This window comes from Micromonospora sp. NPDC050187, assembly GCF_044459745.1.
Classification (GTDB): domain Bacteria; phylum Actinomycetota; class Actinomycetes; order Mycobacteriales; family Micromonosporaceae; genus Micromonospora.
Genome location: NZ_JBITJH010000002.1, coordinates 155,136 through 179,179, shown reverse-complemented (window position 1 = coordinate 179,179; position 24,044 = coordinate 155,136). Strand labels below are relative to the sequence as shown.

The 24,044-nt window shown below is 70.4% G+C and carries 21 protein-coding genes; 15 read left to right on the top strand and 6 right to left on the bottom strand.

Annotated elements, in window-relative coordinates; translation table 11 throughout:
* Positions 1–238: 238 nt before the first annotated feature.
* The 3 genes from ACIBJE_RS03990 to ACIBJE_RS03980 are packed head-to-tail and all read right to left on the bottom strand — an operon-like array spanning position 239 to position 3,613.
* Positions 239–1,522 carry an NAD(P)/FAD-dependent oxidoreductase gene (locus ACIBJE_RS03990; protein WP_396742516.1) on the bottom strand — a complete coding sequence of 428 codons (1,284 nt, stop codon included), beginning with the start codon at positions 1,520–1,522 and terminating at the stop codon, positions 239–241.
* 13 nt (positions 1,523–1,535) lie between these two features.
* Entirely contained in the window at positions 1,536–2,390 is an 855-nt protein-coding gene (locus ACIBJE_RS03985; protein WP_396742514.1) for an alpha/beta hydrolase, read from the bottom strand.
* Positions 2,387–3,613 carry an amidohydrolase family protein gene (locus tag ACIBJE_RS03980; protein WP_396742512.1) on the bottom strand — a complete coding sequence of 409 codons (1,227 nt, stop codon included), beginning with the start codon at positions 3,611–3,613 and terminating at the stop codon, positions 2,387–2,389. The genes ACIBJE_RS03985 and ACIBJE_RS03980 overlap by 4 nt, the downstream gene beginning before the upstream one ends.
* Positions 3,614–3,707: 94 nt before the next feature.
* On the opposite strand from ACIBJE_RS03980, the gene ACIBJE_RS03975 reads away from it, so the two are divergent.
* The gene (locus ACIBJE_RS03975) at positions 3,708–4,304 is read left to right on the top strand and encodes a TetR/AcrR family transcriptional regulator (protein ID WP_396742510.1); all 597 of its coding nucleotides are present in this window, start codon (positions 3,708–3,710) and stop codon (positions 4,302–4,304) included.
* A 362-nt stretch (positions 4,305–4,666) separates the two neighbouring features.
* Here ACIBJE_RS03975 and ACIBJE_RS03970 read toward each other — a convergent pair whose 3' ends face one another.
* Together ACIBJE_RS03970 and ACIBJE_RS03965 are read right to left on the bottom strand one after the other, a co-directional pair.
* Positions 4,667–5,533: a hypothetical protein gene (locus ACIBJE_RS03970; protein ID WP_396742508.1), complete on the bottom strand. Its 867-nt coding sequence runs from the start codon at positions 5,531–5,533 to the stop codon at positions 4,667–4,669.
* Complete coding sequence (locus ACIBJE_RS03965; protein ID WP_396742506.1) at positions 5,530–6,282, bottom strand: MerR family transcriptional regulator; 753 nt, start codon at positions 6,280–6,282, stop codon at positions 5,530–5,532. Before ACIBJE_RS03965 ends, ACIBJE_RS03970 begins: the two co-directional genes overlap by 4 nt.
* A 385-nt stretch (positions 6,283–6,667) precedes the next feature.
* Here ACIBJE_RS03965 and ACIBJE_RS03960 point away from each other — a divergent pair, with 385 nt between their 5' ends.
* From ACIBJE_RS03960 to ACIBJE_RS03895, 14 genes are all read left to right on the top strand, one after another.
* Complete coding sequence (locus ACIBJE_RS03960) at positions 6,668–6,799, top strand: hypothetical protein (RefSeq protein ID WP_396742504.1); 132 nt, start codon at positions 6,668–6,670, stop codon at positions 6,797–6,799.
* 237 nt (positions 6,800–7,036) lie between these two features.
* A complete protein-coding gene (locus ACIBJE_RS03955; protein WP_396742502.1) occupies positions 7,037–8,635 on the top strand; it encodes an ABC transporter substrate-binding protein in 1,599 nt (532 codons plus the stop codon).
* 8 nt (positions 8,636–8,643) lie between these two features.
* Positions 8,644–9,654 carry an ABC transporter permease gene (locus ACIBJE_RS03950; protein ID WP_396742501.1) on the top strand — a complete coding sequence of 337 codons (1,011 nt, stop codon included), beginning with the start codon at positions 8,644–8,646 and terminating at the stop codon, positions 9,652–9,654.
* Positions 9,654–10,547 carry an ABC transporter permease gene (locus ACIBJE_RS03945; RefSeq protein WP_396742499.1) on the top strand — a complete coding sequence of 298 codons (894 nt, stop codon included), beginning with the start codon at positions 9,654–9,656 and terminating at the stop codon, positions 10,545–10,547. The genes ACIBJE_RS03950 and ACIBJE_RS03945 overlap by 1 nt, the downstream gene beginning before the upstream one ends.
* The gene (locus ACIBJE_RS03940) at positions 10,544–12,583 is read left to right on the top strand and encodes a dipeptide ABC transporter ATP-binding protein (protein ID WP_396742497.1); all 2,040 of its coding nucleotides are present in this window, start codon (positions 10,544–10,546) and stop codon (positions 12,581–12,583) included. Before ACIBJE_RS03945 ends, ACIBJE_RS03940 begins: the two co-directional genes overlap by 4 nt.
* Complete coding sequence (locus tag ACIBJE_RS03935) at positions 12,576–14,624, top strand: hydantoinase/oxoprolinase family protein (RefSeq protein ID WP_396742495.1); 2,049 nt, start codon at positions 12,576–12,578, stop codon at positions 14,622–14,624. The genes ACIBJE_RS03940 and ACIBJE_RS03935 overlap by 8 nt, the downstream gene beginning before the upstream one ends.
* Before the next feature lie 73 nt (positions 14,625–14,697).
* A complete protein-coding gene (locus tag ACIBJE_RS03930) occupies positions 14,698–16,386 on the top strand; it encodes a hydantoinase B/oxoprolinase family protein (protein WP_396742493.1) in 1,689 nt (562 codons plus the stop codon).
* Positions 16,379–18,064 carry a hydantoinase B/oxoprolinase family protein gene (locus ACIBJE_RS03925; protein WP_396742492.1) on the top strand — a complete coding sequence of 562 codons (1,686 nt, stop codon included), beginning with the start codon at positions 16,379–16,381 and terminating at the stop codon, positions 18,062–18,064. Before ACIBJE_RS03930 ends, ACIBJE_RS03925 begins: the two co-directional genes overlap by 8 nt.
* A gap of 70 nt (positions 18,065–18,134) precedes the next feature.
* Positions 18,135–19,394 (top strand): amidohydrolase family protein, encoded by a 1,260-nt coding sequence (locus ACIBJE_RS03920; protein WP_396742491.1) that lies wholly within the window; start codon positions 18,135–18,137, stop codon positions 19,392–19,394.
* A complete protein-coding gene (locus ACIBJE_RS03915; RefSeq protein ID WP_396742490.1) occupies positions 19,391–19,783 on the top strand; it encodes a nuclear transport factor 2 family protein in 393 nt (130 codons plus the stop codon). Before ACIBJE_RS03920 ends, ACIBJE_RS03915 begins: the two co-directional genes overlap by 4 nt.
* Positions 19,780–20,778: an NADPH:quinone oxidoreductase family protein gene (locus ACIBJE_RS03910; RefSeq protein WP_396742488.1), complete on the top strand. Its 999-nt coding sequence runs from the start codon at positions 19,780–19,782 to the stop codon at positions 20,776–20,778. Before ACIBJE_RS03915 ends, ACIBJE_RS03910 begins: the two co-directional genes overlap by 4 nt.
* A gap of 2 nt (positions 20,779–20,780) precedes the next feature.
* Positions 20,781–21,110 (top strand): TIGR04076 family protein, encoded by a 330-nt coding sequence (locus ACIBJE_RS03905; protein WP_396742486.1) that lies wholly within the window; start codon positions 20,781–20,783, stop codon positions 21,108–21,110.
* A gap of 29 nt (positions 21,111–21,139) precedes the next feature.
* Positions 21,140–22,141, top strand: coding sequence for an LLM class flavin-dependent oxidoreductase (locus ACIBJE_RS03900; RefSeq protein WP_396742484.1), 1,002 nt, complete (start codon positions 21,140–21,142; stop codon positions 22,139–22,141).
* Entirely contained in the window at positions 22,138–23,376 is a 1,239-nt protein-coding gene (locus ACIBJE_RS03895) for an alpha/beta hydrolase (RefSeq protein ID WP_396742482.1), read from the top strand. Before ACIBJE_RS03900 ends, ACIBJE_RS03895 begins: the two co-directional genes overlap by 4 nt.
* Before the next feature lie 20 nt (positions 23,377–23,396).
* Here ACIBJE_RS03895 and ACIBJE_RS03890 read toward each other — a convergent pair whose 3' ends face one another.
* Positions 23,397–24,014: a helix-turn-helix domain-containing protein gene (locus ACIBJE_RS03890; protein WP_396742480.1), complete on the bottom strand. Its 618-nt coding sequence runs from the start codon at positions 24,012–24,014 to the stop codon at positions 23,397–23,399.
* Between the last annotated feature and the right edge of the window lie 30 nt (positions 24,015–24,044).

Below are 24,044 nucleotides of genomic sequence, written 5' to 3'. Positions count from 1 at the left end.
TCAAGGACACCGAGACGCCGTGGCCTGTGTAGGGGCCTTCAGGCGGTGGTCGCGATGCGTCCGACCCACGGAGTTCTGGTCACCACCGAACCGGCCCTGCGCCACTGCCCGGAGCTGCCGACAGTGCTGCCTGGCGCGGCGTCACGGCTGCTCGACAACTGGCCGACGGAGGACAGCGGCTGGCGTTGCATCTGGGCATCAAGGTCGCCCGGACGCAACGCCTCGTCTGAGTTCCGGCTCAGCCCATCACCGTGCCCGAGTTCGCGGTGTTTCGGTTGCGCCTACGAGAGAACGCACCCAGGTCGATCTCCAGGCCGGTGCGCGGGGCCCGGAACCGGACGGGTGACGCGTCGTGGTCGACGCCGTTCTCCACCTGGTTGATCAGCTCCGTCATCAGCTGCCCCACGACCGGCGCGTTCTTGAACTGGTTGCCGCTCGTTCCGATCGCGAGGTAGTAGCCCTCGAGTTCGGTGCGGTCGTAGATCGGAGTCCAATCGTCGGCGACGTCGTAGACGCCCACCACACCGCGCGCCCGGTTCGGCACCGGCAGACCGGTCAACCGCCGCGCGGCCCGCGTCACCTGAGCCTCGAAGACCGCGGCCGTCGGGTGGATGTCGACGGCGTCCGGGTCGTCGGTCCACTGCATCGGATCACACTCCGGTTCCGTTCCGCCTACGAGCAGGTTCCCTCCTACTTCACCACGGAAATAGGTGCCCAGATCCATGTCGGCCACCACGGGCCCCTCATAGCCCTCCAGGACCGGCACGTGCGCTACTTCCTGCCTCATCGGGCGCACTCCGACCGTGAAGTCGGAACCCACGCCGGCCAACCGGTTCAACGCGCCCGACCACGGTCCGGCCGCGTTGACCACGACGGCACAGGGAATCCGGGTGCCGTCCGACAGCCGCACCGACGTCACGCGCCCGCCGGCCCTCTCCACCGCTGTCACCGTGCTGCGGAAGCGGAACTCCGCCCCGCACGCCGAGGCCGCGGAGGCGAGGTTCACGGCGGCGAGGCTCGGGTCTGAGACGTAACCGGCGTCCGGGGTGTACACGCCACCGAGCGAGTGTTTCGCGTCCTTCCAGAATTCCTCGTCGTCGAGCCGCTTCGGCGGCCAGTAGCGGCCGGCGTCGATACCTGGGACGCGCTCGGCCAATGTCGCGCTGTCCCATTCCTCGTAGGGAACACCGACCTCGTCGAATAACGGAAGCCACGACGTACGCGGAGCCGCCTCGACGTCCAGCATGACCAGCCCACTCTTGCGGAATATCGCGAGGTCGCCGACTTCGTGCTCGAGGTGGCCGGCCCAGTCGAGCCAGCCGAAATGCGCCTCCCACGCCGTCGCCACCCCGGCGGTGGTGGAGAAGTTGAACCGAACGATCGCACTCGATGCCGAGGTGGACCCCTGTCCGGCCCCCGGGGTCCGATCGAGCACGATCACGCGGTGCCCAGCCCGCGCAAGCTCAAGGGCGATCGACGAACCGATCACACCTGCCCCGATCACGACCACATCGGTACTCACACGTCGTGCTCTCTCATAGAGCACGGCAGGTCCTGAGGTAGCTGAGGAACGAGGCCTGCAGGCCGGTCACGTGCGTTTCGCGCAGGACCGCGCTGGTGACGGCTCCGCCGCGGGCGGTCAGGCGGTGCAGGACGGTGGCCGTGTTCTTCGCGAGGTTCTGGTAGACGGCCAGGTCTCCGAGAAGCTCTCGGTCGTTGACGGTCAGGTGAAGCTTGGCGGTAGGCAGGCTGTCGCCCATCTGCTCGAGCTGGGCGAAGACCTGACTGTCCTCACTGACAACGCCGGGACTGCCTGCTCCGATGCTCTCGAAGAGCGTACTGCCGGTGAGCCAGGCATAGAGACTGAAGAGTCCGCCGTAGGAGTAGCCGAAGAGGCCGTGACCGCTCATGGCTGTGCCGTAGTCGTGTTCGATCCGCGGGTGCAGTTCCGCGGTAAGGAAGCTCAGGAACGCGTCGGCGCGGGGGGCGCGTAGCTCGGCGAGATAGGCGTCGGCTTCCTCGCGTGTCATCGCGCCCGTTCGGAGTGCCATTTCCACGGCATCGACGAATTCCTTGGCGATGGGCTCGCCGGGTGGCACGAGGTCTCTGTTGCGCAGCCGTTCCCAGTGCCGGGCTTCCTCGCCCGCGTAGCCGACGCTGACTTGGATGTAGGGCTGGATCCGCTGCATGGGGTCCCGCTGGGTGACGATGAGTGGAGCCGTCATGCCCACGGTCCAGTTGCCGTCGAGCACGTACACGACAGGCACTCGCGTCGTGGCGGGGTCGTAGCCCGGTGGCGTGGTGACCCAGACGCCGTAGTCGTGCCCTCCGCTGGAACGCGTTTCGAAATACTCTGTGTCGGCGAGGCAGCCCTGCCACATGGCGCTCATCGCAGGTCCTTCACGACGCGTCCGGCCTGGACGACGACGATGGCGTTGGACGGGTCGGCGAAGAGCTCCGGATCTTCGAGCGGGTCGCCTTTCCAGAGCACGAGGTCTGCTCGCATGCCGGGAGCGATGCTCCCCACCTCGCCGGACAGGCCGAGGATCTCGGCATTGGTCTTCGTGGCCGCCACGAGAGCTTCCATCGGTGTCTCGAGTTCCGCGCGCAATCTGAGCTCCTCGCCTCGACGGTTCTGAGCCGGACCGATGAGATCGGAACCCAGCCCGATCCGTACTCCGGCCTCCTTGGCGACAGCGAGCGCCTCGGTCATCCGCTCACGAACACCCATCACACGATGGCGGGTCGATTCGTCGAGGCCCGCTCCAGCGGTGTCGTGCAGCAGTTGCTCGACGACGGCGAACGTGGGCACGAGGGCGACCTCGCGAGTGGCCATCAGGGCGGCCGTGGACGCATCCAGGTCGGTGCCGTGCTCGACACAACGTACCCCGGCCTCGACGGCGTTCCGAACGCCTTCGTTGTTGTGGGCATGAACAGTCACGTAGGTGCCACGTGCCGCGGCTTCTTGCACAGCGACGGCGATCTCCTCCACGGTGAACTGGGTGTCGGTCAGCCGGTCGTGAGCGCCGACCACTCCGCCTGTCACGCACAGCTTCAGGAAGGAGGCTCCGCGACGGAACGCCTCGCGCACGTTGCCTCGCAGCTCGTCGGCGTTGCCCGACATCATGGACAGGGCGCACAGACCCGGAAGGTGATGGCTGCTCCACAGCTCGGTGGGTTCCCAGTCGGCCCCGTAGTAGCCGTGCCCGCCGGTCTGGCACTGAACAGGTCCACATGACAACACGCGCGGTCCCCTGACCTTGCCCTTCGCGATCGTGGTGACGACGCCGCCGTCGATCCCGCCGGTGTCGCGAACGGTCGTGAAGCCGGCATCGAGTGTCGCGCCAGCCGTGGCGAAGATGTCCGCCGCGATCTCAGCGGCACTGATCTGAAACGAGAACTGCGGCCGGATCAGGCTCGACAAGCCCAGGTGAACGTGAGCGTCGATCAGGCCAGGCGTCATCGTCAGCCCCTCGGCATCGAGGCGCTCGCCGTGTGCGCTGGAGGCACCAAGCCGGGCGATATGCCCGTCTTCGATGCTGACGTCGACCTTGGCGGGGTCGCGACCCGACCCGTCGACGACCGTCGCGCCGACCACCTGAAAACGTCCCACGAGTCGTCCCCTCCGTCGTCGCGAGCCGACTGAGACCATGTGTGAAGCACCACGGCACCGCCAGTCGTTCTTTTCCAATGGATAAACTGTGGGAGTGATCCTGTCAAGCACGGAACGCAAAGGCGACGCACGCGAGCGTCTCCTGGCCCGGCTTCTCGACGCCTTCGAGGAGGCGCTTCCCTCACCGGAGGTGTCGCTGCGTGAGATCGCCGTCAGGACCGGGACCAGCCACGCCCTCCTGCGGTACCACTTCGGGTCGCTCCCGGGTGTCTTGGCGGCCATGCTCAAGGCGCAGCGATCTCGTGACAACGAGGCGCTTTTCGAGGCCGCCCAGCAGGGCAGTTTCGACGACCTCGTCGTGGCGATCTGGCGGGTCTACACTCGACCGGAGCAGCTGTCGCGTGTCCGTGGCTTCTTTCACGTCGTAGGACTGGCCGCGTACAGCCCGGAGGACTTTCGTGAGTTCATCGACTCGCTCGATGACCTGACCAAGATGCTGGCCTCGCTGGCGGAACGCGAAGGGCTCGACGCCAAGGAAGCGCTGACTTTGGCCACCGTCACCATTGCCGCGATGCGTGGCCTGCTCTTGCAGGAGGTGCTGACACCAACAGCCCACTCGGAGGACGCGGTGACCTTGATCCTGCGCCTAAGCAAGGACCAATCCGTTCCACGGACACACCCGGGGCCTTGAGCAGGTGGCCGCCCTTCGCCACCACATGAGCCCTCTCGACGCCCGAACAGCGTCGGCACCCGCTTCACCTTTTTCCCCTGGGCCGCACAGGCGCGGTGGCGCGGCCGTGCTCACCGAGATCGACATCGGCCTCGACGACGCGTACAAGAACAACTCCAGCCCTGGTCAGAGGCCATGCGCGAACGCTTGGAGCCCGGGATCGTCATCTCCGCGTTGACCGGCGCTGGAGTTGTTTTTGGTCCGGAAGCTACCGGCAGGCCTGGTCGGGAGTACGTCGTCGGGGAACGACGGACGCCATGACGTCGTCGGGCGGGTCGCCCGCCGTGGCGGGCGGCCCCGGCGCGGAGACCATGTGGCGCCCGCTACCCTGCCCGACCGGCTGGCCCGATGGCAGCCGAGTCCCGGGACGGCCGTAGCGCCTCGACGGCGGCCGACGGGTCGTCGGCGAAGAACCGCAGTACGCGGACATGCTCGCGCCGCCCCAGCGGGCGTACCGCGACAACGGTCTCGGTGAGCTCGACGATCAGGTTGGTCTGGCTGTTCGCAGCCAAGGCCAGGCAATCACCATCCGTCTTTATCATGCCGGTCTCGTTGTAGTTGCGCTTGTGCTGCACCCCGGCGACGAGGCGACGAGGGATGCGCAGATCGAAGAACGCGCCGTAGCGGACGCGCAGCTCGTCTGCGGTGACGACGTGCGGGCGGGTGATGTAGCTGGCCATGACGGCCAGCGCGATCAGGATGCCGTACGCGTCGAGCGCGAGTACCACTCCGCGCAGCCCAGCCGGGGCGCCCAGCGAGCGCAGCAGGATCTCCACGCCTACGAGCTCGATCACGCAGGCGAACAGGAACCCGAACATGAGCACCGTCTGCTCGCGGTGATACGACAGTGTCACGGCGCCCGGCGGCACCCCGTGTCGGCGACGACCGACCCAGAGCACCAGGCTGACCATGCCCTTGGCCTCGAAACCCATGATCCGCCGCACCTTCTCGGGCACGACCTGCTCGTATGTGCCGCGCAGAGCCGTTCTGCGCCTGGCGCCGTCCTGGCGCAGAGCGCGGTAACGCTGCCCTAACACCAACGCCTCCAACAGCAGCACTGTCAGCACGCCCAGCTCGGCGGCCGTGACGACCGGGCGTGGCAGCGCGACGCCGGAGACCAGCAGGACGGCGAGCATCACCTCCGCCGGCAGGATCGCGAACAGCGCGGCTCGGGCGATCTTCAGCATCATGCGCGTTCCTTGAGCGTCGTCACCATCAGGCTCAGCACCTCGACCTGGGCCGGGGCGAGTTCGGAGATCATCAGGTCCAGCCAGCGGCTGGTCTCCGCCTGTTCGAGGCTGGCCACCATCGCCGCGGCCACCTCGGCGGGCAGATGGGCCGCGAACTCGGCGGCGAGCGCGGCGACCCGCGGGTCGGACGGGTCCGCACCGGCAATCGCGTCCATCCGCGCGGTGAGGGCATGGCCCCGGCCCCGCGCGTCCGATGCGGTGAGCGGCTGGAACATCGCCAGGATCTGTTCTCGGGCGGCCGGGTCGGCGCCGGTGTCGATCAGCGACAACATGTCGCGATCGAGCGCGGCGAACGCGGAGCCGGCCGGGTAGATGTCGTGCAGCAGGTCCCCCAGGTCGGGGGCGACCGTGGTGTCGAGGTTGAGGTCGGCCTCGGCCAGTAGCGCGGCCAGTCGGGCCCGGCGGGCGGCGATGGCGTCCTGCTGGCGGGCCAGGTCGGCATCCAGATCGCTGAGCACCTCGCGCAGGTCACGGCCCTGGTCGTCGGCGAGCACGTCGCGGATCTCATCGAGGGACAGACCGAGCTCGGCGAGGCGGCGGACCCGGGCGAGCAGGACCGCGTCGCGCAGCCGGTAGTCGCGGTAGCCGCCGGGGGTCCGCTCGGGCTCGGGCAACAGCCCGAGGCGGTGGTAGTGGCGCACGGTACGGGTGGTCACTCCGACCAGCGCGGCTAGCTCGCCGATACGCATGGCCCAATTAGAGGCGTTGACGTTACGTCAAGGTCAAGCCGCCCGGCCCCAGTCAGCGCTTGAGCTCCGGCTACCGGCCGTGAACAGCAGGGGCTGCCCACCACGACGCCGGAGTCTGACTGGCAGCCGTGGAGGGACGCCCCAGGGCCGGGAAATGCGTGCATGATCGATTGCGGTGAGTCTGCGTCAGCGGCCGGGCGGGCTCGCTGGCTGGCTGTCCAGCGGTAGAACCCGGAGCGCGAAACCGCCAGGACCCCGCACAGCCGCTTGACGCCGAACATGGCACGGTGGGCGGAGATGAACCGGAAGCAGCTGGTCGCGGGAAGTCATACCGGGCCGGGCGACCGAGGAGCCCCGGCTGGGGAGGATCAAAAGGTAACGGGCGGTGCCGCCGACCGGCGGGAACCGGGCCGAGGACGGGCCGGTCAGCGCGCCCGGTGCGGCGGTGCCGGTGCTGGTGCTGGAGCCGCGCGAGGAGGTCGAGGTGGCCGAGCAGCTAGTTGTATCCCCCTTGTGAAATTTGGTGAACAACTTCCGTCGACCGGGATCCCCCGTTCAGTCAAGTTCCCAGCCAGCAGGGCTGATGCTGTGGTGAACAGCGGTTTCACTCTTGTTCACAAATCTATAGCCTGATAGAACATCTCCAGGTAGGCGGCCGCCTGCGGCCCACCTCGTCGCGGCACTGGAGGACTGTCCAATGGCTGGTTCAGCACGTCCGGTCGGATCCGGATCACCCGCTCTCTCCCGTCGGTCGGTGCTGCAGCTCGGGGGCTCCGTCGCTCTGCTGCTGACGACCGGCGCCTGCGCCGCCGGCCAGTCCGGCAGCTCGGACGGCAAATCCGACGGCCCGGCCGCGGCGACGCTACGGATCGCCGTCTCCAGCTACCTCAGTAGCTGGGACCAGGACTTCGTCGGCTTCGACCCGACCGCGCTCATGCTCTACAAGAACGTCTTCCCGTATCTGGTCGACTACGGTGTCACCGAGGTCAGCGGCTCGAAGATCCTGGACACCGGCAACGTCACCCCGACCTTCGCCGAGTCGTTCACGCCCAGCGCGGACCAGAAGATCTGGACCCTGAAGCTGCGCAAGGGCGTCAAGTTCGCCAGTGGCAACGAGATGACCGCCGCCGACGTCAAGTGGTCCAAGGACCGGGCGTTCGCGGCCAAGGCCAACGTCGCCGGCGTGTACCGCACCATCGGGCTGACCGAGCCGGACCAGATCCGGGTCGTCGACGACTACACCGTCGAGTTCACCCAGGCGTTCCCGAGCGCGCTCACCCTGCAGATCCAGGCGATCTCGCTGTATGTCTTCGACTCGGTCGAGGCCAAGAAGCACGCCACCGACGCCGACCCGTGGGCCAAGGAGTGGTTCGCCAAGAACGTGCCGACCGGCGGCTACTTCAACGTCACCAAGGCCACCCAGGGCCAGGAGATCGTGCTGGAGGCCAACAAGGGCTACACCGGCCCGGATCCGGCGCGGACCGGCACCATCCGGATCTCGGTCGTCCCGGCCGCCGCCAACCAGCGCCTGCAGTTGCAGGCCGGCGACATCGACGTCGCACTGGGCATCAGCAAGCGCGACATCGCCGATCTGAGGAACGCCGACGGCATCAAGGTCATCTCGGCGGCAAGCAACGAGCAGGTGGCTATCCAGATGTCGGTGACCACCGCGCCGTTCGACGACGTCAACGTCCGCAAGGCGCTGGCACAGGCGGTCCCGTACGAGCAGATCATCGCCAACGTGTACGGCGGCGACGCCCGGCCGACCAGCAGTCTGGTGCCGTTGGACATGCCCGGCTACAACCCCGCTGGCTATCCGTATACCTATGACCTGGAGAAGGCCAAGGCGACGCTGGCCGCGGCCGGTAAGCCGTCGATCAGCTCGGAACTGGTCTTCCAGACCGACAACGACACCCAGCAGCAGCTCGCCGTGCTGGTGCAGTCCGAGGCGCGCAAGGCCGGCATCGAACTCAAGCTCACCCCGCTGGACCCGGCGACGCTGGCCGAGCGGCGGCAGCAGAAGAACATCCCGCTGCAGATCACCTCCGGTCAGCTCTGGGTCAACGACGTCGAGTACATGCTGGCCACCAGCTTCGTCTCCGGCGCCAACCTGAACTACTCCAACTACAGCAACCCGGAGATCGAGCAGATCTACGAGCAGTCACACACCACCGTCGACCCGGCGGCGCGGCTGGCGCTGTGGACCCGGGTGCAGGCGATCCTGGCCGCCGACGTGCCCTGGGTGATCATCTGTCAGCCCAACTTCAACCTCCCCGTACGCGAGAAGGTGGCCGGCTGGGTCCAGCCGATGGACGGGCTCGCCCGGCTGCGCTACCTGAGCGCCTCGGCCTGAGTCCTGTCGTGCGGATCCTACGTTTCGTCATCAGGCGACTACTCCAGCTCATCCCGGTGCTGCTGGGCGTGGTCGTCCTGACCTTCCTCCTGGTCCGGGTGCTGCCCGGCGACCCGATCCAGACCATCCTCGGCCCGAACGCGACGCCCGAGGACGCCGCCGCGGCCCGTGCCAGGTACGGGCTCGACCAGCCGATCTGGAAACAGTTCCTGGACTACCTCGGCGGTCTGTTCACCGGCGACCTCGGCACGTCGATCCAGAGTGGCGCGGCCGTCGGCGGTGAGGTGGCGTTGCGGATCGGGCCGACGCTGGAACTCGTGGTGCTGTCGGTCTCGCTGGCGCTGGTCGTCGCGGTCGGGCTCGGCATCTGGTCGGCCCGTAACGCGGACCGGTTCGGTGACCACAGCATCCGGATCCTGGCCCTGATCGGAAACTCGATGCCGGAGTTCTGGCTCGGCCTGGTGCTGATCCTGGTCGGTTACAGCGTGCTCGGCTGGTTCCCGGCACCCAGCGGCCGGGTCGATCCGGACACCAACCTGACCCCGATCAGCGGCGCCGACCTGGTCGACGCGGCGTTGACCGCGAACGGGCCGGCGTTCACCTCGGCGCTGGCCCACCTGGTCCTGCCGGTGGCCACCCTGGCGATCGTCATCGTGGCACCGCTGCTGCGCAGTGTGCGGGCGTCGGCACTGGAGGTGCTGCACTCCGAGTCGTACGTCGCCGCCGGGGCGCACGGCCTGCGCGGACGTACCCTGCTCCGGGGATACCTGACCCGGGCCACCATGGTCCGGGTGCCGTCGCTGGCCGCGCTGGTCTTCGGCACCGCGATCGGCTCCACGGTGCTGGTCGAGTACGTCTACTCGTGGCAGGGCTTCGGCCAGTGGGCGCTGCGCGGCCTGCTGTACCGCGACTACCCGGTGGTGCAGGCGTCCGTGGTGATCATCGCGTTCGCGTACGTGCTCGTGTTCCTGATCGCCGACGTGGTGCACGCGATCCTCGATCCGAGAGTGAAAATCTGATGGTTGACCTGCGCGCCGCCGGTGGCCCCGGCGAGACCGCCGACACCGCAGCGCCGGTCCGGGTCCGCGGAGTCCGCGACGGCCGGTTCGCGAATGTCCTGATCTGGACCGGTGCGGTGATCCTGGCCGTGGTCGCGCTCGCCGCGCTGTTCGCCCCGCTGCTCAGCTCGTGGGGGCCGGAGGAGATCGACCCGGCGGGCAACCTGGTCGCCCCGGGCGGCACCCACCTGCTCGGCACCGACAGCAACGGGATGGACATCTGGAGCCGGCTGCTGCATGCCGGCCGGCTCGACCTGGGCATCGCGGTGTCGTCGGTCGCCCTCTCCGTCGTCGTCGGCACCCTGCTCGGACTGCTCGCCGGCTACCTCGGCGGCTGGGTCGACGACGTCCTGATGCGGCTGTTCGACATCCTCCAGGCGTTCCCGACCTTCATCCTGGCCCTGGCGGTGGCCGCCCTGCTCGGCAACGGCACCGTCAACCTGATCATCACGATCGCGGCGGTCAACGCGCCCGGGTACGCCCGCCTGGTCCGCGCCGAGGCCCGCTCGGTACGGGAACTGCCGTTCGTCGACGCGTCGGTGACCGCCGGCTCGTCCGCGTTCGGCGTGCTCTGGCGGCACATCCTGCCCAACTGCCTCACCCCGGTCCGGGTGATCGCCCCGCTGAACTGCGGCTGGGCCATGCTGACCCTCGCCGGCCTGTCCTTCCTCGGACTCGGCGTCAGCGTGCCCACCGCCGAGTGGGGCGCCATGATCAGCCTGGGCAACGCCGACGTGGTCGCCGGCCGCTGGTGGACCTCGGTGCCGCCCGGTCTCGTCCTGCTCGTCTGCGTGCTCGGGTTCAGCCTGCTCGGCGAGGGGCTGCAGGAACGCGCCGACGCGAAGCGGAGATGACGATGCTGTCGATCGAGAACCTTTCGGTGCTGATCCGCCGGTCCGGCCGCGAGGTCGCCGCGCTGAGCAACGTCGACCTGCGCGTCGACGCCGGCGAGGTGGTCGGGCTGGTGGGCGAGAGTGGCGGCGGCAAGAGCATGGTCGCCCGGTCGATCGTCGCGCTGCTGCCCGGCGGCTCGCACGCCACCGGCGCGATCCGGTTCGAGGGCGCCGACGTGCTGCGGATGGACGCCGAGGCGCTGCGCACGCACCGGGGACACGGCGCCGCGCTGTGCTTCCAGAACCCGCGCGGCGCGTTGTCGCCGACCCGGACCGTCGGCCGGCAGCTCACCGACCGGCTCACCACCCACCGGGGGATGTCCGCGGCGCAGGCCCGGACGACCGCCCGGGAATTGTTCGAGGCGGTCGGTATCCGCGATCCTGCCCGGCGGCTCGACGCGTACCCGCACGAGCTGTCCGGCGGGATGGCGCAACGGGTGATGATCTCGCTAGCCACCGGTTGCGCTCCCGGTCTGCTGATCGCCGACGAGCCGACCACCGGGCTGGACGTGACCCTGACCCGGGAGATCCTGCGCCAGTTCCGGCAGGCGGCCGACACCGACCGGCGCGGCGTACTGCTCATCTCGCACGACCTCGCCTCGATCGCGCCGGTCTGCGACCGGGTGGTGGTGCTGTACGCCGGCACGGTCGTCGAGTCCGGCCCGGCCGACCGGGTGCTGCGCGAGCCGGCGCACCCGTACACCCGGGCCCTGCTCGCCTCGGTCCCCGACGTCGACGGGCGGCCGGTGGTCGCGACCGCCGGCTCGATGCCGCTGCTGCGGACCGCGCCGCAGAACTGTCCGTTCGCGCCGCGGTGCGCGCACGCCACCGACAACTGCGGCACCGGACGGCCGGCGACCACCCCGGTGCCCGGCGGCACCGACGGCTGGACCCTGGCCTGCTTCCACCCCCAGTCCGGCCCGCTGACCGTGGCCCCGACCGCCACCGTCCCGGTCGACGCGACCCCATCCGGCGCGGCCCCGGCCGTCACCGTGGCCGACAAGCCCTCGGCCAGCGCGCCGGCAGTGCTGGCGATCGACGACGCACACGTGGTGTACCGCAGCCGGTTCGGGCGCGGCGGCCACCACGCGCTGCGTGGGGTCAGCCTGCGGGTCGCGGCCGGCGAGACGCTCGGCGTGGTCGGCGAGAGCGGATGCGGTAAGAGCACCCTGGCCAAGCTGATGCTCGGCCTGGTCGAGCCGACCCAGGGCACCGTCGAGGTCGGTGGGCAGCGGTACGCCGGCCTGCGCGGCCGCAAACTGCGCCGGCTGCGGACCAGGGCACAACTCGTCTTCCAGGATCCGATCGGGTCGCTGAGCCCACGCCGTACGGTCGGTGACTCGATCGCGGAACCGCTGCGCGCCCTCGGCGTACCGGCGGGGGAGCGGGCCGGACGGGTCGCGGCCGTTCTGGACCGGATGAACCTGGACCGGTCGATCCTGTCCCGGCAGCCGCACGAACTGTCCGGCGGGCAGGCGCAGCGGATCGGGATCGCCCGGGCGCTGGTCGGCCGCCCCGAACTGATCGTCTTCGACGAGCCGACGTCGGCGCTGGACGTCACCGTCCAGGCCCAGATCCTCGAGGTGATCGCCGATGTCGCCCGGGACAACTCGCGCGGCTCGGTGTTCATCTCGCACGACCTGGCCACCGTGCGCGGCTTCGCCGACCGGGTGGTGGTGCTCTACCTCGGCCGGGTGGTCGAGCAGGGCCCCGTCGACGAGGTCTTCGACGACCCGAAACACCCGTACACCCGGGCGTTGCTGTCCAGCGCGCCCAGTCTCGGCGCCGGCTTCGGCGGGCCGCGGGTCGAGCTGACCCGGGACCTCGCGGACACCGACGCGACCGTCGGGTGCCCGCTGGCTGCCCGCTGCCCGTTCGCCGTCGACCGCTGCCGGTCCGAAGAGCAGCAACTGCGGCCGTACGGCGCGAGCGAGGCGGCCTGCTGGCGCATTCCCGAGATCCCCGTCCTGATGAAAGGCAGTGAGAGCCTTGTCTGAACCGCACATCCGGCTCGCCGTCGACATCGGCGGCACGTTCGTCGACGCGATGGAGTTGGATACCCGCACCAACCGGGTCCGGTTCCGGAAGGCGTCGACCACGCCGGCCCGGCCGTGGGAGGGGGTGCTCGACGCGGTCACCGCGCTCGGCACCGATCTGTCCGATGTGGAGCTGTTCATCCACGGCACCACGCTGGGTCTCAACGCGGTGCTGGAACGCCGTGGCGGCGCGACCGGCATCATCACCAACGACGGCTTCCGGGACATTTTCCTGCTCGGCCGCGGCAACGTACCCGCCGACCACATGTACGACTTCAGGTACGAGCGCCCGGAGAGTCTGGTACAGCGGCGCTACACGGCCGGGGTCACCGGTCGCCTGGACTACAAGGGCCGGGTCGTCGACGACCTCGACCCGGACAGCGTCCGCGCCGCCGCCCGCGAACTGGTCGAGGTGCAGGGGGTCCGGTCGATCGCGATCTGCTTCCTGCACTCGTTCCTCGACCCGACCCACGAGCGGGAGGCCGCCGCGATCATCCGGCGCGAGTACCCGGACGTGAGCCTGTCGCTGTCCACCGACATCGTCCGCGAGTACCGCGAGTACGAGCGGACCAGCACCACCGTGCTGGAGGCGTACATCCGGCCGATCTTCGAACGCTACGTCGACGAGCTGGAGAGTGGGCTGGCCGCCCGCGGCTTCACCGGCCGGTTCCTGATCATGCGCTCTGGTGGCGGGTCGATGACGTCCACGGTGGCCAAGACGTCGCCGACGCACACCGTGCTGTCCGGCCCGGCCGGCGGCATCGTCGGCGCCGCCTACCTCGCCAACGAGCTGGGCCGGGACAACCTGCTCACCTTCGACATCGGCGGCACCTCGCTGGACGCCTGCGTCATCGAGCGCGGCACCGCCGTCGCCGCGTACGAGGCGCAGCTCGAGCACTTCCCGCTGCTGATCCCGACGTACGACATCCGGACCATCGGCGCCGGCGGCGGCTCGATCGCCTGGCTGGACCGGGGCCTGCTCAAGGTCGGTCCGCACAGCGCCGGCGCCGACCCCGGCCCGGTCTGCTACGGCCGGGGCGGCACGAAACCGACGGTCACCGACGCGTCGGTGGTACTCGGCTACGTCGACCCGCAACGGTTCCTGGCCGGCACGATGGGGCTGCGTGACGCCGCCGCCCGCGACGCGGTCCGGGAACAGATCGCCGAGCCGCTCGGGCTGTCCGTGGAGTCGGCCGCCGCCGGCATCTACGACGTGCTGCTGGCCAGGACCGTCGGCGCGGTCCGCCAGATCACCGTCGAACGGGGTCACGACCCGCGCGGCTTCTCGCTGCTCGCCTTCGGCGGCGCCGGGCCGCTGCTCGCCCCGCTGCTGGCCCGCGAGATGGGCATCCGCGAGGTGGTCGTGCCGTTCGCCCCGTCCGGCTTCTCCGCCTGGGGGATGCTGTCCGCGGACATTGTCGACGACTTCGCCCGTACCGTGATGGCCACCCTGGACGACGCGGACCTGGACCATGTCGAGGCGATGTTCTCCGGCGTGGAGGCCGAGGCGGTGGCGTCGCTGCACACTCAGGGCGTCGACGCGCGGGACGCGATCCTGGAGCGGCAGTTCGAGCTGCGCTACCTGGGCCAGGAGCACAGCCTGATGGTGACCGTCGGCGACGACCTGGATCCCGACGCCATCCGGGTGTCGTTCGAGGAGTTGCACCGGGCCCGGTACGGCCACGCGATGGAGAACCGGCTGCAGATCCTGAACCTGCGGGTACGCGGAATCGGCCGGACCCGTCGCCCGGAGCTGCCCAGCCTGTCGGCCGGCGACGGCGACCCGACGCGGGCGCTGCTCGCCCCGCGTGACGCGTACGACTTCGGCACCCGGTCAGTCGTGCCGTTCGCGGTCTACGACCGGTCTCTGCTGGCACCCGGCGACGTGTTCGCCGGCCCGGCTCTGGTCGACGAGGGCACCTCGACCACCGTCGTCCCCAGCGGACAACGTGTCGAGGTCGACGCGCACGGCTACCTGCTGGTGACCCTGGAGGAATCATGACCGGGCGTGGCGAGGGAATCGGCAAGCTCAGCCGGACAGCTCATGCGACTGCCGAGCGAAGCGAGGTGGGGGCGTGACCACATTGGATGGTGCCACGGTCGAGGTGGTCCGTAGCTATCTGCTGTCGGCGGCCGAGGAGATGCGGGCCACTCTGATCCGCACGTCGTTCAACCCGGTCATCTACGAGGTGCACGACTTCGGCATGTCGATGTACGACGCCGACCTGCGGCTGATCGCCGAGGCGACCGGCCTGACGTTCTTCCTCGGCGCCAACGACTTCTCGCTGCGCAAGGGCGTCGAGTACGTCGGCCTCGACAATCTGCACCGCGGCGACATCGTGCTGCTCAACTATCCGTACTGGAACGCCGCACACGCCTCCGACGCCACCCTGTTCGCCCCGGTCTTCCAACCCGACCCCACGGATCCGGACGCGGACGGCACCCTGGTCGGCTTCCTGTGCGTCCGCGCGCACTGGATGGATCTCGGCGCCAAGGACCCTGGCTACGTGCTGGACTCCACCGACATGCACCAGGAGGGCCTGATCTTCCCGGGTACCAAGGTGGTGTCGAAGGGCAAGCCGGTGCACGAGATCCACGAGCTGATCCGGTTCAACTCGCGGATGCCGGCCGAGGTGCTCGGCGACCTGCACGCCCAGATCGCCGCGCTGCGCACCGGCGAGCGCCGCTACCTGGAGATCCTGGCCAAGTTCGGCCGGCCGACCGTCGAGGCGGCCATCGACGCGATGATCGCCGACGGCGAGGCGCGCAGCCGGGCGGCGCTGGCTGCCCTACCGCAGGGCACCTGGACCGCCGAGGACTGGGTCGACGACGATGGCATCACCGCCGACCCGGTGAGGATGCGGGTCACCGTCACCATCGCGGGCGGCGAGTTCACCGTCGACTTCGCCGGTTCCGCGCCGGCCACCGCCGGCCCGATCAACATGCCGTTCGGCGCGACCGAGGCGATCTGCAAGGTGATCCTGAAGTCGCTGACCTCCCCGGACCAGCCGTCGAACGCCGGCACGGTAGCGCCACTGAAGGTGCTCGCCGAGCCCGGCACGCTGTTCCACGCTGTCTATCCACAGCCGACGTTCACGCTGTGGACCGGGATCGTCGCCGTCGAGCTGATCCTCAAGGCGCTCGCCCAGGGGATGCCGGATCTGCTGCCGGCGTCGTCGGGTGGGGACGTACCCGGGTTCATGATGGTGGGTACGCACCCGGACACCGGGGCGTTGTTCGCGGTCAGCAACAACGATCCGGTCGGCTGGGGCGCGACCACCGACCACGACGGGATGGAGGCCGCCACCCACGTGTCCGGCAGCACCGGTCGGATCACCCCGATCGAGGTGCTGGAGGCCCGGACCGGGATGTTCTTCGAGCGGGTCGAGTTCCGTGTCGATTCCGGTGGGGCCGGGCGGTTCCGGGGTGGTGCCGGGTTGCGGCGGGACATCCGGTTCGTGACGCCGGGGGAGTTCCTGTCGGTGATCAAGAAGACCCGGAGTCGGCCGTGGGCGCTGTCCGGTGGTCGGGAGCCGGACCCGAACCAGGTGGTCGTGTTCCCGGGTACGGATCGGGAGGCGCGGGTGTCGACGAAACGTACCCGGGTCGAGGTCGGTGACCGGGTCACGTTGCTGACCGCCGGCGGCGGCGGGCACGGCGAGCCGGGAGACCGGGATCCGGAACTGGTCCGGCACGATGTCGCCGAGGGCTACGTGAGCCAGGCCGCCGCCCGGGAGATCTACGGAGTGGACGTAGATGAGTGAACCGGACGGCGCCACCGTCGAGGTGGTCCGCAGCTACCTGGTCTCGGCCGCCGAGGAGATGCGCGCCGCACTGGTGCGGACCGCCTTCAACCCGGTCATCTACGAGGTGTACGACTTCGGCATCTCCATCTACGACGCCGACCTGCGGCTGGTCGCCGAGTCGACCGGGCTGAGCCGGTTTCTCGGCGCCAACGACTACTCGATCGGTAAAGGCGTCGAGTACGTCGGCGTCGACAACCTCGAACCCGGCGACGTGGTGCTGCTGAACTACCCGTACTGGAACGCCGCGCACTCGTATGACGCGACGCTGTTCAGCCCGGTGTTCCTGCCTCCTGTGGACGGGGCCGGCGACGGCGACATCATCGGCTTTCTCTGCGTCCGCGCGCACTGGATGGATCTGGGCGCCAAGGACCCCGGCTACGTGCTCGACTCGACCGACATGCACCAGGAAGGCGTCATCTTTCCCGGCACCAAGGTTTTTCGGCGCGGCGAGCCGGCGCACGAGATCGTGGAACTCATCCGGTTCAACTCCCGGATGCCGGACCTAGTCATCGGCGACCTGCATGCCCAGGTCGCCGCGCTACGCACCGGCGAACGCCGGCTGATCGACGTCTACACCCGCTACGGCCGGGACACCGTCGGCGCGGTCGTGTCCACCGTGGTTGCCGCCGCGCAGGCTTCCACCGCCGAGGCTGTCGCCGCCCTGCCGCAGGGCTCGTGGACCGCCGTGGACTGGCTCGACGACGACGGCATCACCGACGACCCGATCCGGATGCAGGTCACCGTGACCGTCGCCGACGGCAGGTTCACCGTCGACTTCGCCGGCTCGTCGCCGGCCGTACCCGGGCCGGTGAACCTGCCGCTCGGCGCGACCATCGCCACCGCCCGGGTAGCGTTCAAGGCGGTCACCACCCCGACCGAGCAGACCAACGCCGGACACTTCACCGCCCTCGAGGTACGCGCCGAGCCCGGCACCCTGTTCCACGCCGTGTACCCGGCGGCGACGTTCACCCAGTGGACCGGCACCGTCGCCCTCGAACTCATCTACAAGGCGCTCGCCCAGGGGATGCCGGATCTGCTGCCGGCGTCGTCGGGTGGGGACGTACCCGGGTTCATGATGGTGGGTACGCACCCGGACACCGGGGCGTTGTTCGCGGTCAGCAACAACGATCCGGTCGGCTGGGGCGCCAGCCCCGACCACGACGGCATCGGCCCGGTCAACCACCTGTGCCAGACCCAGGCCCGCAACACCCCGATCGAGGTGCTGGAGGCCCGGACCGGGATGTTCTTCGAGCGGGTCGAGTTCCGTGTCGATTCCGGTGGGGCCGGGCGGTTCCGGGGTGGTGCCGGGTTGCGGCGGGACATCCGGTTCGTGACGCCGGGGGAGTTCCTGTCGGTGATCAAGAAGACCCGGAGTCGGCCGTGGGCGCTGTCCGGTGGTCGGGAGCCGGACCCGAACCAGGTGGTCGTGTTCCCGGGTACGGATCGGGAGGCGCGGGTGTCGACGAAACGTACCCGGGTCGAGGTCGGTGACCGGGTCACGTTGCTGACCGCCGGCGGCGGCGGGCACGGCGAGCCCGCCGCGCGCGACCCAGCCGCGATCCGCCACGACATCGCCGAGGGCTACGTGACCCCGGAAGCCGCCCGCCAGAGCTATGGATTCGAGGACTACCCGTGAGTGAGCGCAGCGAACGAACCATCAGGCTCGGCCTTGGATATGGCGACGCCGAGCGTAGCGAGGTGGCGGCATGAGTGAGGACAGGGCCGCGGTGTCGGCCGTACTGGTGAACTGCACCGTCGTCGACGGGCGGATCGTGGACGGGGTCGCCCCGCAGTCCGACGCCGGGATCCTGGTGCGCGACGACCGGATCGCCGCCGTCGGCCCGGTCGACGCCGTCCTCGCCCAGGCCCGTGCCGAGGGCGAGCACGCCACGATCGACCTGGACGGGGCGTACGTCACGCCGGGGTTGACCAACATGCACACCCACCTGTCGTTGTCGCTGCCCGGCAGCGGCGGCGACGGGGTCAAGGGGATGAACCCGCACGAGCTGGCCCTCTACATGGCCGACGGGGCCCGCCGGACCCTCCTCTGTGGAGTGACCACGGTCCGCTGCGTCGCCGAGAAGGAGCATGCCGACTTCGCGCTGCGTCGGGCGATCGCCGCCGGCCGGGTCGTCGGGCCGCGGATCTTCACCGCCGGACAGGCACTGGTCTGCACCGGCGGCCACGGCCACGAAAGCGGCGACACCCTGGAATGCGACGGCGCCGATGGCTTCCGCCGCGGGGTGCGCTCCCAGGTCAAGGCCGGCGCCGACCTGATCAAGGTGATGATCTCCGGCGGGATCGCCGGCGAACACGAGTCGATCCACACCCGACAGTTGTTCACCGACGAGCTGCGCGCCGTCATCGACACCGCGCACGCCTGGGGCCGGCGGGTCACCGCCCACGCCGGACCCGCCCCGGTCATCGCCGAGGCCGTCGAACTCGGTCTGGACTGCGTCGAACACGGCTACCAGCTCACCCCCGAGGTGGTCGCCCGGATGGCGGCGCAGGGCACCGCGCTGGTGCCGACCCTGCTGGTCACCCGCTGCAAGGAGTTCTTCGACGAACTCGGTGTGCCGGAGTGGATGCAGTGCCGGTCGCTCGGCGCCGGGCCGCGTCACCTGGAAAGCTTCGCGATGGCCGTTGCGGCCGGGGTCGAGGTGCTGCTCGGCAGTGACATGCCGCCGTTCTGGCACTTCGAGGGCACCAACGCCTCGGTCCGCGAGCTCGAATACATGTCCGAAGGGATCGGCCCGGCCCGCGCGCTGCGCGCCGGCACCCTCGGCCCCATCCGCTGGCTCGGCGCCGAGGCCGACCTGGGCACGATCGAAACCGGCAAGTACGCCGACCTGGTCGCGATGGACGCCGACCCGACCGCCGAGACCTCGGCGTTCCGTGGCATCCGCTGGGTGATGAAGGGTGGCCGGGTCGTCCGCGACGACCGGTCGGGATGGAGCGCATGGTGACCAGTCAGACCGACACCGACCTGATCCGGGCCGGCATCGACGACCTGTACGACGCGTTCCTCGCCGGCGACCGGCGGCGCTTCGACAGCCACCTGCACGCCGACGTGACCACCTGGGAGAGTCACCTGCCCGGGCCGCTGCGCACCCGCGCCGAACTAGACGCGTACCGCGACCAGCGCGACGCGGCCGGGGCCCGCCCGACGCTCGCCGTCCTGGCCGCCACCGACCTGCGCGTCGATGTCTGGGACGACACCGCCGTCGCCCGGTACGTGCTGGTCGCCGTCCCACCGGACGGCCCGACGCAGCACAGCCGGGTCACCGACGTACTGCGCCGCGCCGGCAGCGGCTGGGTCATCATGCACCACCACAGCGAGCTGGTCGGCACATGATCCGACGACTGGTCGCGTACCGTGAGGGCGAGCCACACGATGTGCTGACCGTCGCCGAACTGCCCGATGACCCGGCACCCGGTCCCGGCAGCCAGGTGACCCTCGCGGTACACGCCGTCGGCCTGAACTTCCTCGACGTCATGCTGTGCCGGGGCACCTATCCGGTCCGCCCCGACCCGCCGGTCACCCCCGGCGTCGAGGTTGCCGGCCGGGTCGTCGCCGCCAGCGCCGATGCCGGTCACCTGCTCGGCCAGCATGTGCTCGCCTGCCCGACCCTGCCACACGGCGCGCTCGGCGACCGGGTCACCGTCGACGCGAACCTCACCGTGCCGCGGCCGGTCGGGATCAGCGCCGTCGACGCGGCCGCGCTGCCGGTGACGTACCAGACGGCGTGGTTCGCCCTGGAGCGTGCCGGTGTCCGGGCCGGCGACGTGGTGCTGATCCACGCCGGTGCCGGCGGTGTCGGCATCGCCGCCACCCAGCTCGCGGTCGCCCGCCGGGCCCGGGTGATCTGCACCGCCGGCGGGCCGGAGAAGGTCGCGCTGTGCCGGCGCAATGGCGCCAGCCTGGCCATCGACTACCATGCGGCCGACTTCGTCACCGAGGTCCGCGCGGCGACCCGGGGCACCGGCGTCGACGTCGTACTCGACCCCGTCGGCGGCGACGTGTTCACCCGGTCGCTGGACTGCCTCGCCTTCGAGGGCAGGATCGTGGTCATCGGCGCGGCCGGTGGGCCACCGCCGCCGGTCGACCCGATGCGGCTGGTCGCCGCCAACGCCACCGTGGTCGGGCTGTCCTGGGGGTCGGCATATCCGTGGCAGCGCCCCGACGCGGTCCGCGCGGCGTACCAGGCGATCTTCGACCTGCACGCGGAGGGCGCGGTCCGGCCGCCGGTCAGCCGGGTCGTCACCCTCGACGAGACACCGCAAGCACTGTCCGACCTGGCCACCCGGCGCACGGTCGGCAAGATCGTCGTACGGCTGGAAGAGAGCTGATCATGTCCGAGGGTACCGATGGCGACATGGACATCTACGACCTGCGGGTCAGCGTCGACCGGATCGAGGGCCGCTCCGTCTGCGGCATGGCGGTCGGCGACCATTTCGACCTGACCGACAGCGCCCACCTGAAGCTGCCCGAAGGCAAGCACTTCTGCGTGTACGCGCTCGCGTCCGTGCTGCCGTTCCTGGCCGCCAAGCAGCGCGACCTGCCGGCCGGCGACTGGCTCGCCCAGGACTCGCTGTTCGCCTGCCCCGACCCGGAGGAGCGGCTGATCATGCGGGTCGAGCGGACCTGCCGCCGCCGGATGAACTCCGCCGACCTGACCTGATTCCGCCTCGTCCACCTAGGAGGACCACCGTGCCACCCGTCGAGATCGGGCTCGGCCTGCAGAGCGACAAGCGGGCCGGCGACTACGCCCGGCTGGCACGCCGCGCCGAGCAGCACGGCTTCGATGTGCTCACCGTCTTCGGTGACCTGATGTACCAGCCGCCGATCTTCCCGCTGCTGGAGATGGCGGCGGCCACCACCCGGGTACGGCTCGGCACCGCCTGCCTCAACCCGTACTCGATGGCCCCGTACGAGATCGCCGGCCAGCTCGCCGCCCTCGACCTGGCCTCGCACGGGCGGGCCTACCTCGGCCTGGCGCGCGGCACCTGGCTCGGCGCCGTCGGCCTCGACCAGCCCCGGCCGCTGACCGCGCTCGCCGAGGCCGCCCAGGTCGTCTACCGGCTGCTCGGCGGCGACACCAGCGGCTTCGAGGGCAGGGTGTTCCGGCTCGCGCCGGGCACCGCGTTGCGCTACCCGGTGCAGCGCCCCGACCCGCCGTTGCTGCTCGGCGCCTGGGGCGAGCGTGGCGCCGCCCTCGCCGGCCGGATCGCCGCGGAGATCAAGGTCGGTGGCAGCGCCAATCCGGCGATGGTGCCGGTGATCCGCGACCGGGTGCGCGCCGGTGCCGACGCCGCCGGCCGCCCGGTCGACGACATCGGCATCGTGCTTGGCGCGGTCACCGTCGTCGATACCGACGGGCCGGCGGCCCGGGCGAAGGCGCGTACCGAGGTCGCCATGTACCTGGCCGTCGTCGCCGACCTCGACCCCACGGTGGCCCTTCCCGCCGACCTGCTGGCCAGGGTCTCCGAACTCGTCGCCGCCGGTGCCGACGCCGACGCCGGCCGGCTGATCCCCGACGACCTGCTGGACCTGTTCGCGTTCTCCGGCACCCCGGAACAGGTCGCCGCCCAGGCCCAGGCACTGATCGACGCCGGGGTCCGCCGGGTCGAGTTCGGCACCCCGCACGGCCTCACCGACGACCGCGGCATCGAACTGCTCGGCTCCGCCGTGCTGCCGTTGCTGCGCCGATGAGCGGGCGGGTGCTGCGGCCGTACGTGCTGGTCGTCGCGGTCGGCGGGCTGGTCGCCGACCGGGACCTGCTGGCCGAGGTCGCCGATGGGGAGTTCACCACGCTGGGCGTTACCGGGCGGTTCTTGACCGCCCCGGACGTCGCCGGCCTGCGGCGGATCCTCGACAACGTCGGCCGCGAACCGTCCACGGTGCTGGTGGTGCTGCCCGGACCCGAGCCGGCCATCAGGGCGCTGCTGTCCCTGGACGGCCCGCACGCGGTCCGTACCGTCTGGTACGACCTGGCCGTGGCCGAGCCGGTCCCGGTCGCGGCCGGGGCGGTGCACCTGCAGGGGCGTGGCATCTGGGGCCTCGGCTGGGCGGTCCGGCACGCTGTGCACCGGGTATGCACCCCGTCGATCCGTCTCGCGTACGGCCCGCACCCCGAGCAGTGGGCCGACCTGCACCTGCCGGCTGAAGGCCTGCCCGCCGATCGCCAGGCTCCCGGGATCGAGGCGGCGGGGGTCGAAAGGCGGCCGCTGCCGGTCGCGGTGCTGCTGCACGGCGGATTCTGGCGGTCGATCTGGGGCGCGGACCTGATGGACGCCCTGGCCGCCGACCTCGCCGCGCGTGGCTACGCGGTCTGGAACCTGGAGTACCGCCGGCCGGACCGGCACGGCTGGGACGCCACGACAGCCGACGTGGCCGCCGGTGTCGAAGCCCTGGCCAGGCTCGACGCGCTCGACCCGATAGTGGGTGGCACCCTCGACGTCGGCCTCAGGTCGAACGTGAGGTCGATGGTCGACCTGGACCGGGTCGCGGTGATCGGGCACTCTGCCGGCGCCCAGCTCGCGCTGCGGGTGGCCGCCGACGGTGGCCCCACGGCGCTGGTCGTCTCGCTGGCCGGCGTACTCGATCTTGTCGAGGGAGACCGGCGCGACATCGGCTCGGGTGCGGTTCCGGCGGCGCTCGGCGGCCGGCACACCGACCTGCCGGGCGTCTACGCCGGCGCCGACCCGATGAGTCGGCTGCCGATCGGGGTGCCGCAACTGGTGGTGCAGGGGCGTGGCGACGACCTCGACCTGATCGACTTCAACCGCCGGTACGTCGCCACCGCACGGGCGGTCGGCGACGACGTGATCCACCTCGAACAGCCCGGCGACCACTTTTCGGTCATCGACCCCGGCAGCCACGTGTGGCGGGCGGCGGCGGCCGAGATGGACCGCCTACTCAGGCCTGAAAGCGCTCCCGCTTCGTAGCGTGTGAGTGAACAGCTGACTCAGAACAGCCGTGGGGTGACCACCGAGACCACCGTGGTCACCTCGTCGGTGTCGTTGAACAGCCGGTGCGGGACATTCGAACGCAGGTGCAGACTGTCACCCGGGCGCAGCCGGTGCTCGACCCCGTCGACCTCGTAGAGCAGTTCACCGCGCACCACGTACGCGAATTCCTCGCCACCGTGCCCGTACGCCTCCTCGCGCCGGCCACCCGGTGCGATGTGCACCAGCATCGGCTCCAACACCAGGTTGGGGCCGCGGGCCGACAACATCCGGTAGGTCTGCTGGCCGGAGACGTACTCGGTGGCGCCGCTCTCGGCCCGGGTCAACGTGAAGTGCGTGGGTAGCCGGGCTGCCGGCACCTCCTCGACCGCTGGCTGGCCGTCGTCGAAGAACTCGGCGACCGGTCGGTCCAGGGCCGCCGCCACGCTGTTCAGCGCGGTCAGCCCGATCGACGAGACGCCCCGCTCGACCTGCGACAGGAAGCCGATCGACAGCCCGGACCGGGCGGCCAGACCGCGCAGCGTCAGGCCCCGCTCGGTGCGGAACCGCCGCATCCGCGCACCGACCAGGGCGGGTCGGGGGTCGACCTGCTGGCTGCGGTGTTCCGATGTGCGCACCGGTCCTCCTGCGGGGCTGGCGCGGGCGGG

Coding starts and splice junctions, on each gene's coding strand:
- ACIBJE_RS03985 (WP_396742514.1), bottom strand. CDS start 2,390: ATGAGCGCCATGTGGCAGGGCTGCCTCGCCGACACAGAGTATTTCGAA.
- ACIBJE_RS03970 (WP_396742508.1), bottom strand. CDS start 5,533: ATGATGCTGAAGATCGCCCGAGCCGCGCTGTTCGCGATCCTGCCGGCG.
- ACIBJE_RS03965 (WP_396742506.1), bottom strand. CDS start 6,282: ATGCGTATCGGCGAGCTAGCCGCGCTGGTCGGAGTGACCACCCGTACC.
- ACIBJE_RS03945 (WP_396742499.1), top strand. CDS start 9,654: ATGGTTGACCTGCGCGCCGCCGGTGGCCCCGGCGAGACCGCCGACACC.
- ACIBJE_RS03940 (WP_396742497.1), top strand. CDS start 10,544: ATGACGATGCTGTCGATCGAGAACCTTTCGGTGCTGATCCGCCGGTCC.
- ACIBJE_RS03925 (WP_396742492.1), top strand. CDS start 16,379: ATGAGTGAACCGGACGGCGCCACCGTCGAGGTGGTCCGCAGCTACCTG.
- ACIBJE_RS03920 (WP_396742491.1), top strand. CDS start 18,135: ATGAGTGAGGACAGGGCCGCGGTGTCGGCCGTACTGGTGAACTGCACC.
- ACIBJE_RS03910 (WP_396742488.1), top strand. CDS start 19,780: ATGATCCGACGACTGGTCGCGTACCGTGAGGGCGAGCCACACGATGTG.
- ACIBJE_RS03905 (WP_396742486.1), top strand. CDS start 20,781: ATGTCCGAGGGTACCGATGGCGACATGGACATCTACGACCTGCGGGTC.
- ACIBJE_RS03895 (WP_396742482.1), top strand. CDS start 22,138: ATGAGCGGGCGGGTGCTGCGGCCGTACGTGCTGGTCGTCGCGGTCGGC.